Origin of the sequence: Streptococcus mitis (assembly GCF_946190155.1) — a bacterium.
GTDB classification, from domain to species: Bacteria; Bacillota; Bacilli; order Lactobacillales; family Streptococcaceae; genus Streptococcus; species Streptococcus mitis_CL.
Genome location: NZ_CAMHZL010000001.1, coordinates 155,063 through 167,115, shown reverse-complemented (window position 1 = coordinate 167,115; position 12,053 = coordinate 155,063). Strand labels below are relative to the sequence as shown.

General features: G+C 40.1%; 9 protein-coding genes. 1 reads left to right on the top strand and 8 read right to left on the bottom strand.

The features are described from left to right. Positions 1-99: 99 nt before the first annotated feature. Positions 100-1,404 carry a surface-displayed alpha-enolase gene (gene eno, locus N8O80_RS00770; protein ID WP_000022813.1) on the bottom strand — a complete coding sequence of 435 codons (1,305 nt, stop codon included), beginning with the start codon at positions 1,402-1,404 and terminating at the stop codon, positions 100-102. Between the two features lie 163 nt (positions 1,405-1,567). Between eno and N8O80_RS00765 the strand changes: the two genes are divergently transcribed. After that, positions 1,568-2,014 carry a DUF1694 domain-containing protein gene (locus N8O80_RS00765; protein ID WP_261026297.1) on the top strand — a complete coding sequence of 149 codons (447 nt, stop codon included), beginning with the start codon at positions 1,568-1,570 and terminating at the stop codon, positions 2,012-2,014. On the opposite strand, the gene N8O80_RS00760 is transcribed toward N8O80_RS00765, so the two are convergent. The 7 genes from N8O80_RS00760 to pulA form a co-directional block, all read right to left on the bottom strand. Further along, positions 2,011-3,126: a glycerate kinase gene (locus N8O80_RS00760; RefSeq protein ID WP_261026295.1), complete on the bottom strand. Its 1,116-nt coding sequence runs from the start codon at positions 3,124-3,126 to the stop codon at positions 2,011-2,013. The two genes, N8O80_RS00765 and N8O80_RS00760, sit on opposite strands and share 4 nt — an antisense overlap. An 8-nt stretch (positions 3,127-3,134) precedes the next feature. After that, on the bottom strand, positions 3,135-3,779 hold the full coding sequence (gene serB / locus N8O80_RS00755) for a phosphoserine phosphatase SerB (protein ID WP_261026294.1): 645 nt from the start codon (positions 3,777-3,779) through the stop codon (positions 3,135-3,137). Positions 3,780-3,837: 58 nt separating this feature from the next. Then, positions 3,838-5,271, bottom strand: a complete 1,434-nt coding sequence (gene glgA / locus N8O80_RS00750; RefSeq protein ID WP_261026291.1) for a glycogen synthase GlgA — start codon at positions 5,269-5,271, stop codon at positions 3,838-3,840. Then, positions 5,268-6,407 (bottom strand): glucose-1-phosphate adenylyltransferase subunit GlgD, encoded by a 1,140-nt coding sequence (gene glgD / locus N8O80_RS00745; RefSeq protein ID WP_125415690.1) that lies wholly within the window; start codon positions 6,405-6,407, stop codon positions 5,268-5,270. Before glgD ends, glgA begins: the two co-directional genes overlap by 4 nt. Beyond that, positions 6,397-7,539 (bottom strand): glucose-1-phosphate adenylyltransferase, encoded by a 1,143-nt coding sequence (locus tag N8O80_RS00740; protein WP_049552640.1) that lies wholly within the window; start codon positions 7,537-7,539, stop codon positions 6,397-6,399. The genes glgD and N8O80_RS00740 overlap by 11 nt, the downstream gene beginning before the upstream one ends. After that, positions 7,529-9,457, bottom strand: coding sequence for a 1,4-alpha-glucan branching protein GlgB (gene glgB / locus N8O80_RS00735; protein WP_261026285.1), 1,929 nt, complete (start codon positions 9,455-9,457; stop codon positions 7,529-7,531). Before glgB ends, N8O80_RS00740 begins: the two co-directional genes overlap by 11 nt. Before the next feature lie 312 nt (positions 9,458-9,769). Then, positions 9,770-12,049: a type I pullulanase gene (pulA, locus tag N8O80_RS00730; RefSeq protein ID WP_261026283.1), complete on the bottom strand. Its 2,280-nt coding sequence runs from the start codon at positions 12,047-12,049 to the stop codon at positions 9,770-9,772. Between the last annotated feature and the right edge of the window lie 4 nt (positions 12,050-12,053).

Below are 12,053 nucleotides of genomic sequence, written 5' to 3'. Positions count from 1 at the left end.
AAATTTTATAAGAAAGTTTTGCCCCTTTTTTGCCCCCTGAACAGAAAAAAAGCCCTTCGGATAAAATCCGAGGGGCTTAAAACGTTGTTAAATCAACTATTATTTTTTCAAGTTGTAGAATGATTTCAATCCACGGTATTCTGCTACTTCACCAAGTTGGTCTTCGATGCGAAGCAATTGGTTGTATTTAGCGATACGGTCTGTACGTGAAAGTGAACCAGTCTTGATTTGTCCTGCGTTAGTTGCAACTGCGATGTCAGCGATTGTTGAATCTTCAGTTTCACCTGAACGGTGTGATACAACTGCAGTGTAACCAGCTTCTTTAGCCATTTCGATAGCTTCAAAAGTTTCAGTAAGAGTACCGATTTGGTTAACTTTGATAAGGATTGAGTTAGCAGCACCTTCTTGGATACCACGTGCAAGGTAGTCAGTGTTTGTTACGAAGAAGTCGTCACCAACAAGTTGTACTTTCTTACCAAGACGTTCAGTAAGAGCTTTCCAACCATCCCAGTCGTTTTCATCCATACCATCTTCGATAGTGATGATTGGGTATTTGTTAACCAATTCTTCAAGGTAGTCGATTTGTTCTGCAGATGTACGAACAGCAGCGCCTTCACCTTCAAATTTAGTGTAGTCGTAAACTTTACGTTCTTTATCGTAGAATTCTGATGAAGCACAGTCAAATCCGATAAATACGTCTTTACCTGGAACATATCCAGCAGCTTCGATCGCAGCAAGGATAGTTTCAACACCGTCTTCAGTTCCTTCGAAACGAGGAGCGAATCCACCTTCGTCACCTACGGCAGTTTCCAAACCACGTGATTTAAGGATTTTCTTAAGAGCGTGGAAGATTTCAGCACCGTAACGAAGAGCTTCTTTAAATGTTGGCGCACCAACTGGCAAGATCATGAACTCTTGGAAAGCGATTGGAGCGTCAGAGTGAGAACCACCGTTGATGATGTTCATCATTGGAGTTGGAAGAACTTTAGTGTTGAATCCACCAAGGTAGCTGTAAAGTGGGATTTCAAGGTAGTCAGCAGCAGCACGAGCTACAGCGATAGACACACCAAGGATTGCGTTTGCACCCAATTTACCTTTGTTAGGAGTACCGTCAAGAGCGATCATAGCACGGTCGATAGCTTGTTGATCACGTACATCGTAGCCGATGATAGCTTCAGCAATGATGTTGTTTACGTTGTCAACAGCTTTTTGTGTACCAAGACCACCGTAACGAGATTTGTCACCGTCGCGAAGTTCAACTGCTTCGTGTTCACCAGTAGAAGCTCCTGATGGAACCATACCACGTCCGAAAGCACCTGATTCAGTGTAAACTTCTACTTCAAGTGTTGGGTTACCGCGTGAGTCTAGGACTTCGCGAGCGTAAACATCAGTAATAATTGACATTTTTTACTCTCCTTATGAGTTAAATTTTTTACACCTCTATAATACCTTAAAACCCCTCCTTTTTCAAGAAAAAACGTTATCTTTGTGCAAATTTTCCTTAACTTTATAAAGTAATCGCTTTCTTTTATCTGTTTTATTCTAACTTTTATGATATACTGTTTTCATGACAGATTTATCAAAACAATTACTTGAAAAAGCTCATGGTGGGCCAAAATTAAATCCAGATGAGCAAAGACGCTATCTTGGCACTTTTGAGGAAAGAGTTCTTGGATATGCAGATATTGATACAGCAAATAGCCCTCAGTTAGAAAAAGGCTTTATATCTATTTTAGAAAACCTTCAGGAAAAAGCAGAGCCACTATTTGTAAAGATTTCTCCAACTATCGAATTTGACAAGCAAGTTTTCTACTTAAAAGAAGCTAAAGAAACTGATAGTCAAGCTACCATTGTATCTGAAGAGCATACTTCTTCTCCTTTTGGCCTGATTATCCATGCCAATGAACCAGTTCAAGTAGAAGAAAAGAACCTTCGACTTGCTTTTGCAAAACTTTGGGAAGTTAAAAAGGAAGAGCCAGCCAAAACATCCATCTGGAAGAAATGGTTTGGCTAAATCTTACGCATATTTAATAAATGCCCTATATTGGCAGCCGTGCGCTCCAGATAGAGACTGGCATTTTTCAAACTATCTTCTAAAGGTTCACTTTTCTCCAAAATAGAAAAGGCTGCTTGGATATTTTCAAATGGTAGAGAAGGTAAATCCTCAGCAAGACTACCACAAATAGCAATGACAGGAACTCCGACAGGGGTTCTTTTTGCAACACCTATAGGTGCTTTACCTGCTAAACTTTGACGATCTAGCCTTCCTTCTCCTACAACTACCAAGTCAGCATATGCAACTTTCTTATCAAAATCAATCAAATCTAAACAGGTATCAATTCCCGACACGATATTTGCCTGAGCAAAAGCACACAAACCACCAGCAATGCCTCCACCAGCTCCTGCTCCTTTAATTTCCAATGTTACAGGTGAGGCTTTTTCATAAAAATCTTGGATTGCCTGATCTACGACTGCAAACATAGTAGGATCTAGGCCTTTTTGTTTTCCAAAAATGTAGGTCGCACCTTGAGGACCACATAAGGGACTCACGACATCTGCTAAAATACGAATTTGAACATCTTCAGGAATTTCATAGCAATTTTCTATTGAAATAGAAGCTAATTTTAGTAAGGATTTACCACATGCAGGCAAGACATTCCCATCCCTATCATAAAATCGATAACCTAAACCAGCAGCGATCCCAATTCCTCCGTCATTACTGGCCGTACCACCAACTCCGATATAGATATCTTTAATCCCTTTAACAATGAGATGACGAATCAACTCTCCAATACCACAAGTTTGGATTTGAAGTGGATTTCGTTTCTCTAGCGGAATCTTTCCAAGGCCGACTAAGTCAGCAACTTCAAATAGAGCCAGTTCCCCTTTTTGAAAATAGCGTATTTCTTCTTTTTGTCCAAAAGGTCCTGTCACTTGGATCCATTTTTCTTCAAGGTCAATAGAATGCCGAATAGCATCTACTGTACCTTCGCCACCATCACCAACAGGACAGAGGAGACATTCTACATCTGCTATCGATTGTTGGAAGCCTCTTTTTATTGCTTCAGCTACCTGTTGAGCGGACAAGCTTTCCTTAAACGAATCTGGTGCAATTACAATCTTCATATTTTACCTCATTCTAACCAGTCAATCAAAGGAAGAACTTCTAAAAAATCCCTCTTATCAACATGATTCGGTATTTCTTTTTTGAGCACTTCTTTGGCACAAAAGGCGATTCCTAGTCCTGCTGACATCAACATTAATAGATCATTGGCCCCATCACCGATTGCAATCGTTCTTTCTTTAGGAAGTTTCAGTTTCTCTCTCCATTTTTCCAGAGTCTCTTTTTTTATCTCGGGATTGATAATTTGTCCAATCAATTTTCCAGTTAAAAGACCATCTTTGACTTCAAGTTGGTTGGCAGAGAAATAGGCAACTCCAAGAGATTTTGCTAATCTCTCAACTATTGGAGTAAAACCACCGGACACCAGACCTACTAGGATTCCATTCTTTTGGAGAATGGAAATAAATTTCTGTGCATTTGGCGATAGATGAATAGACTTGAAGACTTTATCAAAGACCGAAATAGGAAGACCTTCCAAGAAGGACACTCTGTCTCGTAAACTGCTTTCAAAGTCTAACTCTCCTCGCATTGCTCGACTTGTAATCTGAGAAATTTCCTCCTCACGACCTGCCTCTCCACCCAAAAGATCAATCACTTCTTCTAGGATTAAGGTTCCATCAACATCCATGACACACAAACCTTTTACTTGAGACATTAGTTCTCCTCTCTAAACAGCCCAAAAATCGTATGAAGTCATCATACGATTTTATCTATTAATTAACTAAACTGTGGTACAAGTCAAGGTATGACTTGCAGGCTGTATCCCATGAGAAATCACACTCCATAGCTTGTTTTTGTAGATTTCTCCAAACATCAGGATGATTTCTATACAAGTCCAAAGCTGTTTGGAAAGTCCAATTCAACCAGTAAGGAGATAGATTATCAAAGCTAAAGCCAGTACCGCTTCCTTCGATTGGATTAAAGGCTTTAACGGTATCTCGCAAGCCACCAACTTCATGGACCAATGGCAAGGTTCCGTAACGCATAGCCATCATCTGAGACAAGCCACATGGTTCAAAACGACTTGGCATGAGGAAGAGATCACAAGCAGCGTAGATTTCTTGAGCTAGTTTGACATCAAAAGTGATATTTGCTGATAGCTTGTCTGGATAGATTTGAGCAAACCATAAGAAAGCACCCTCAAAAGCTGGGTCTCCAGTTCCCAAAAGAACAATCTGAACATCATTTTGCAAGATATGGTGCAGACTTTCCACCACCACATCAAAACCTTTTTGACGTGTCAAACGAGAAACAATTCCCACCAGAGGAACGTCAGATCTAACAGGCAAACCAACTCTCTCTTGTAATTTCGCCTTATTTTGTGCTTTTCCAGACAAATCTTCATGATTGAAATGATAGTCTAAAAGAGCATCCGTCTGAGGATTATACAGGTCAGCATCAATCCCATTTACGATACCAGAGACCTTACCAGACTCCATTCGAAGAATCTGATCCAAGTTACATCCGAACTGACTGGTCATAATTTCATGAGCATAGCTAGGTGAAACGGTTGACACACGGTCTGCATAAAGAATACCTGCCTTCATCCAGTTCAGACAGTTGTTCCAGCGAAGGGTACCATCAGCGTAACGTTCAAAGCCAACTCCAAACAAATCACCCAACATTCCTTCTGAAAATTGTCCTTGGAATTCCAAGTTATGAATGGTTAAAACAGTTTTTATTCCTTGATAGGCTTGAATCCAACGGTATTTTTCCTTTAACAAGAAAGGAATCATAGCTGTATGGTAGTCATGAACATGGAGAAGGTCAGGAATAAAGTCAATTCTTTCCATAGCCTCAATGGCAGCCAGTTGGAAGAAAGCAAAGCGTTCCCCGTCATCAAAATCACCGTAAACATGACCACGGAAGAAATAATATTGGTTGTCAATAAAGTAGAAGGTCACACCATTTAGTACTATTTTCTTAATTCCACAGTACTGTCTGCGCCAACCAACACTCACCTCAAAATGAAGAACATCTTCAATCTGATTTCCAAATTTAGCCTCTACCATGTCATAGTAGGGTAAAATTACTGCAACTTCATGTCCCGCTTTTACCAGTGATTTAGGAAGAGCGCCAATGACGTCTCCCAAACCACCTGTTTTTGAAAAGGGTGCACCCTCAGCAGCTACAAATAAAATTTTCATGAATGAATATCCTCTGTTACTTTAGCACCTTTCTTAACGACGACTGGATGTTCTGCAGTTCCACGGATCACAACTCCATCCGCAACTTCAACACCCTTGTCCAAGATAGCATATTCTACCTGAGCACCTTCTCCAATAACAACACGAGGGAATAAGATGCTATCTTTAACCAAGCTATCCTTATGGACATGAATATTACGTGATAAAACAGAATTAGCCACTTGACCTTCAATGATACTACCAGAGGCAAACTGAGAAGTGCTTACCTTAGATGTATTAGCATAATAAGTTGGCTCTTCGTTTTTTACCTTTGTGTAAATCTTTTGGTTTGGAGTAAATAGAGAGTAGAATTTTTGAGATTCAAGCATATCTTTATTAGCTTGGTAATAAGACTCTACAGAATGAATATTTGCCAGATAACCTGTGTACTCGTAGGCAAAAGCCCCTTCTTTTGCCGCCAAATCCCGTAAAACATAACGCAATTTCTCTGGATGTTCTTTCTTAGCTTCTTCTTCTAAGCGTTCAATCAACCAAGGTGTATCGACGACAAAAATATCTGTGGACATATTGTAAACTTCATCTGATGATTTACTATCAAAGAGTTTATGAGAACGGACATGGTCTGTTTCATCCACTTCTAAGATTGCATTTACTTCTGAAATATCTTTTTTAGGTAGTTTTTTATAAACTACAGTGATTGGACCTTTTGTTGTAGTGTGTAGGTGGAATACTTGGTTCAGATCAATATTAATCAAAACATCACAGTTAAGTGACACTGTTTGGTTTGAGCCGGAACGTTTCAAATAAGTAAGAAGCTGTTGGTAGTATTCTTTTCCAACTGTACTACTTTCCACACGGGTATTGTAAATACCTAGATAGTAGTGGCTAAGAAGAGTTGACAAGCCCCACTCACGCCCTGAACGGATATGGTCAAAGACTGAACTGATATTGTCTTGTTGGAAAATACCAAAAATACTACGGACACCAGCATTAGCAAGACTTGAAAGCGGGAAGTCGATCAAGCGATATTTACCACCAAATGGCAAACTAGCTACTGGACGGTGGTCTGTCAGTGTTGACATATCATGAAAACCAACTGTGTTTCCTAAAATGGCAGAATATTTATCAATCTTCATCTGTTGCTACCCCCACTACTTCATCATATCCTACAACCTGTACTTCTTCTGTTCCATCAATTTCGACACCATCAGAAATAACTGCACCTTCACCAATAATGGCACGTTTGATTTTAGCCCCGTGTCCAATAATAGCTCCACTCATGATAACTGAATCAAGAACTTCTGCCCCTTCGCGAACTTGCGCACCTGTTGAAAGGATAGAATGTTTAACAGTTCCATCTACAAAACAGCCATCGACGACCAAGGAATCTTCCACATGAGCATTTGTCCCAAGGAAGTTTGGTGGTGAAATTAAGTTTCTTGAGTAAATCTTCCATTGACGGTTACGGCTATCCAAGGCATTTTCTGGTGAAATGTACTCCATGTTCGCTTCCCAAAGCGACTCAATCGTACCAACATCTTTCCAGTAACCATTAAATTCATAGGCATAAACACTTTCACCTGACTCAAGGTAATTTGGAATGACATTTTTACCAAAGTCTGACATATCGACATTGCTCTTTTCAGCAGCAACGAGCATATTGCGTAGACGTTGCCAATCAAAAATGTAAATTCCCATAGAAGCTTTGGTAGATTTAGGCTGAGCTGGTTTTTCTTCAAATTCAACAATGCGGTTATTGGCATCTGTGTTCATAATACCAAAACGGCTAGCTTCTTTCAGAGGAACATCAAGAACTGCGACTGTCAAACTAGCATTATTATCTTTGTGAGACTGGAGCATATCATCATAATCCATTTTGTAGATATGGTCCCCAGACAGAATCAAGACATACTCAGGGTTGACACTGTCGATATAATCAATGTTTTGGTAAATAGCGTGGCTAGTCCCCTCAAACCAACGATTTCCTTCACTTGCAGAATAAGGTTGAAGAATAGAGACACCAGAATTGATACCATCTAGTCCCCAGCTTGAACCATTCCCAATATGGTTGTTGAGAGCAAGTGGTTGGTACTGTGTAATGACTCCAACATTGTTGATGCCTGAGTTGGCACAGTTTGAAAGAGCAAAGTCAATGATACGGTAGCGCCCACCAAATTGCACAGCTGGTTTTGCGATGCTTTGAGTGAGTTTACCGAGACGAGTTCCTTGCCCACCGGCAAGAATCAAAGCTAACATTTCATTCTTCATTTTCTACTCCTTTTTGGTTTTTACTTGTGACGGTTTTAGTAGGTTTCAAGCGACGTTTGATTTTCCATATACTTGCTCCCATAGCCGGTAGGGTAAAGGTCAAGGTCTGCTCATAATCTTTCCAAAGTCCTTCTTGTGTTTGCACAGTTTGATTGTGTTCTTTCCAAACGCCTCCCCACTCTTCTAACTCAGTATTCCAGACTTCTTCGTAAATCCCTGCAACAGGAAGTCCGATTGTAAAATCTTTTCGTTCAACAGGTGCCATATTAAAGATACAGACTAACATATCATCTTTCTTACCCTTACGGATGAAGGAAAGAACACTCTGGTCTCGATTATCCGCATCGATGATTTCAATACCATCATAGCTGGTATCAATTTCCCACAGACAGCGGTGATCTTTGTAAAACTGGTTTAGCTGAGAAGTGAAATACTTCATCTTAGCATTCATTGGATCTTCTAGGTTAGACCATTCCAACTGTTCTTCAGATTTCCATTCTAGGAATTGCCCATATTCACTACCCATGAAGAGCAATTTTTTACCTGGGTGACAAATTTGGTAAGTGTAGAGATTGCGCAAGCCTGCGAATTGATTGTAGCGATCTCCCCACATCTTGTGCATCATACTCTTCTTGCCATGAACCACTTCATCGTGTGAGAATGGTAAGAGATAATTCTCTTTGAAGACATACATAAAGCTGAAAGTCACCAAGTTAAAGTCGTATTTACGATAAATCGGATCTTCTTCATAGAAACGGAGAATGTCATTCATCCACCCCATATTCCATTTGTAGTCGAAGCCAAGACCATCTGAATCCTTAGTGTCAGTAATCTGAGTAGCTGATGAACTTTCCTCAGCTATCATCATAACGTCTGGATGAACTAGTTTAATCACATCATTCAAACGTTTTAAGAAATAATAACCCTCATAGTTGAGATTGCCACCATCCTTGTTAGGTGTCCATGGTGCATCATCGTAATCAAGATAGAGCATGTTGCTAACTGCATCCACTCGAATACCGTCCAAATGGTAAAATTCAATCCAATGTTTGATACTTGAAATCAAGAATGACTGAACTTCATTCTTTCCAAGGTCAAAATTGAGTGCTCCCCAACCGTAGTTATGAGCCTTATTATGATCTTGGTATTCAAAAGTCGGTGTTCCATCATAATAGGCCAAGGCATCATCATTGATAGTAAAGTGACCAGGTACCCAGTCTACAATGACTCCGATATTGTTTAAGTGACATTCCTCTACAAACTCTTGAAACTCTTCAGGACGACCATAGGCATGCTCTAGAGCAAAGTAACCCATAAGCTGATAACCCCAACTCAAACCGAGTGGGTGAGACATCAAAGGCATAAACTCAATGTGAGTATAGTTCATCTCAACCAAGTAAGGAATGAGTTCATCTTTCAATTGAGCAAAACTATAGGGGCTACCATCAGGATTTCTCTTCCAAGAGCCAGCATGAGCCTCGTAAATATTGACAGGACGCTCTTCAAAGCTCAAGCGTTTTCTACGGGCTAGCCAAAGACCATCCTTCCATTTCTTTTCTGGAATATCTGTTAAAATAGCACCAGTCCCAGGTCGTGCCTCATACCGTACAGCCAAAGGGTCAATCTTCATCAGCTGATGACCATTTGCACGTGTGATATGGTACTTATAAATTTGGCCTTCTTGAGCAAGACTGGTAAAGACTTCCCAAACTCCAAATTCATTCCGTTCCATCGGAATTTGATTTTCAACCCAATTGGTGAAATCCCCTACTAAGTGAACAGCCTGAGCATTGGGTGCCCATACACGAAAAGTGTAGCCATACACACCATTTTTTTCTTCCCTATGAGCTCCCAGATAGTGCTGGAGGTGAAAATTTTCACCTGTCATAAAGGTTTTTAAAGCATTATTCTTATCCATACACCCTCCTATTTCTGTAAGCGTTTTCTATAGATTTATTATACTACCTTTTTAGAGAAGATTCAAGGAAATTACGGAATTTTCAAAAAAATCTTTTGAAAGTCTTCAACAAATTCACTGATGTGTTCACTTGTAAATCAGGAAATTTTCAGAAACGCTTTGAAAACGAATTGTTTTTTATAATACTATCATAAAGTTCGTTATTTAGCTAACAAAAATATAATTTTAAGTAAAAAAATAAATCAGGAAACGAATCTCCTGATTTTATTAACAGATAAAGCACCACAAATGAATTTAAATTGTAAATCTATTCTACAAAACTTTAAAGACGCTGGCACTGACGCCACCAACCATGTCTTTATCACTTAAATGGCTATTGGTCACCAATAGTTCTAGATTTCCAGCATTTTCAAACTGGAAGTCTTGCCCTTTAGCATTAAATACAACCAGTAAATGTTCTTCCCCTTGAATCTCATAGGCAATCCAACCACTATGTTCGTTGGCTGAATGAACAAAAACATGATGGTAAATCTCATCATAAGTTGGGTAAGAAAAGGCACTGCTTTCTGTCTTCAATCGAATCATCTGACGGATAAACGCAATACTATCTTGACGCTCATTAATCAAATCCCAGTTCACTTGGTTCACACTGTCAGGAGCATTATAGCTATTCATAGCACGTTCTCTATCATCATGGGTCAGTTCACCATTTTCACCAGTCGCAACCAGTTTGGTACGACCAAATTCTTGACCGATTTCCATAAAGGCCATCCCTTGCATGAGTAGATTCATGGCTGTGGCAGTTTCGACTTTGCGCATGATTTGCTCTGAACTTTGGTCTGGATGTAGGGTTGCCAACAAATCGTGAAGATTGTAATTGTCATGGGCCTCTACATAGTTAAGCACTTGATTTGGATGTGTATAGGTTCCTAATTCACGACTGCCTAGAATTGCTTTGGCAAGAATTGGCTCTGTCGCAGCACCGCTGACAAAACCTGACTTGATAGCACCATAAACTTCTCCACCTTTGACAGCATCACGCTGATTGTCATTAAAGAAACCAATATTTGGCATCTGGTAGGCATTGTCTTTCTTGGCCTTATCATAAGGCGCAAGACCTGTTCCCATATCCCAACCTTCTCCATAAAGGATAATGTTAGGGTCAATTTCATCTAAGCTCTGACGAATCATCTGCATGGTCTTAACATCATGAATCCCCATCAAATCGAAACGGAAGCCGTCAATATTGTATTCCTGCACCCAGTATAGGAGAGAATCAATCATATACTTGCGGAACATTTCGTGTTCACTGGCTGTTTCATTTCCAACACCCGTTCCATTCTGGAAGGTGCCGTCTGGATTCATACGATAATAGTAATCAGGGACAGTTGTTTGGAAAGGTGCATCAACAACTGAGAAGGTATGATTATAGACCACATCCATAATGACACCAATACCCGCATCATGATAGGCTTGAACCATGGTCTTCAAATCACGAATGACCTGAGCTGGATCATCTGGATTGGTTGAAAGGCTCGTTTCTGGTGCGTTATAGTTTTGTGGATCATAACCCCAGTTGTAGGTTACATTCCCATCCGCATCGTATTCTTTATGACGATCTGCAATTGGTTGCAACTGAACATAATTATATCCCAGCTTCTTGATGTAATCAAAAGCAGTTGACTGACCAAACTGGTTAACTGTTCCAGTTTGGGCAGCACCCAAGAAAGTTCCTCTAAGATGTTCATCTACACCTGAGGTCGGTGATTTGGTCAAATCACGAATGTGCATTTCACAAATAACTGCCTTACATGGATTTTCCAAGCGCCAAGTAGCTTCAGAACCGTGCTTGACCTCAAAGTTTTCAACTTGCTTTTCTGCATGGCTAAGGATAGCTGAACGTTTGCCATCAGGACTGGTCGCGATAGTGTATGGGTCGCGAGTAAGACTTTGGTGATGAGGGAATTGGACTTGATACTGATAAGCCTTACCAGTCAAATCTTCCTCAACATCCAAACTCCAGACACCGATTGTATTATCCTTATGATTATAAGAGTAGCTATTGCCTCTTTCCATCTCAAAAGTCTTCCAAACAGGGGCATCGTTAGCGGCAGATTCATAAACAACAACCTGCACTTCTGTCGCTGTTGGAGCCCAGAGAGCAAAATGAGCTTGATTATCCTCTACACGGCACCCTAATTCCCCTTGGTAACCCCAATGATGGTCAAAACTAGCACTGTTAATGGCCTTATCAAAGGCAAAAGGATTTTGATTCTTATAGAAAGGACTGGCAATAGCAGGATTTTCAGAATAATAAATCCTGTCATCCCCTTCCAAAATCCAGACTTCGGTTAAAAGAGGATAGTGATTAAAATGGATAGCATATTCTTTACTGGTTTGGCCTGTATGAACGACAAAATTCAAGCTTTCTAAGGCATGAGAACTTGGGTGTTCAAAACTAAATAAAGCGCCAAAATAATCTTCTTTGTAGCTCAGCAAATCAATCCGCTGGTCCTGACTTTTTACAAAAGAGCAAGTGTCGTATTCTCCATTCTTGCGATGGTAATGAATGCGCATAGGGTAGTTATACATTTTT

What these genes read in the sequence shown, in the direction of transcription:
- glgA (WP_261026291.1), bottom strand. Translation starts at nt 5,271, where the DNA reads ATGAAAATTTTATTTGTAGCTGCTGAGGGTGCACCCTTTTCAAAAACA.
- eno (WP_000022813.1), bottom strand. Translation starts at nt 1,404, where the DNA reads ATGTCAATTATTACTGATGTTTACGCTCGCGAAGTCCTAGACTCACGC.
- N8O80_RS00765 (WP_261026297.1), top strand. Translation starts at nt 1,568, where the DNA reads ATGACAGATTTATCAAAACAATTACTTGAAAAAGCTCATGGTGGGCCA.
- serB (WP_261026294.1), bottom strand. Translation starts at nt 3,779, where the DNA reads ATGTCTCAAGTAAAAGGTTTGTGTGTCATGGATGTTGATGGAACCTTA.
- glgB (WP_261026285.1), bottom strand. Translation starts at nt 9,457, where the DNA reads ATGGATAAGAATAATGCTTTAAAAACCTTTATGACAGGTGAAAATTTT.
- pulA (WP_261026283.1), bottom strand. Translation starts at nt 12,049, where the DNA reads ATGTATAACTACCCTATGCGCATTCATTACCATCGCAAGAATGGAGAA.
- N8O80_RS00760 (WP_261026295.1), bottom strand. Translation starts at nt 3,126, where the DNA reads ATGAAGATTGTAATTGCACCAGATTCGTTTAAGGAAAGCTTGTCCGCT.
- N8O80_RS00740 (WP_049552640.1), bottom strand. Translation starts at nt 7,539, where the DNA reads ATGAAGAATGAAATGTTAGCTTTGATTCTTGCCGGTGGGCAAGGAACT.
- glgD (WP_125415690.1), bottom strand. Translation starts at nt 6,407, where the DNA reads ATGAAGATTGATAAATATTCTGCCATTTTAGGAAACACAGTTGGTTTT.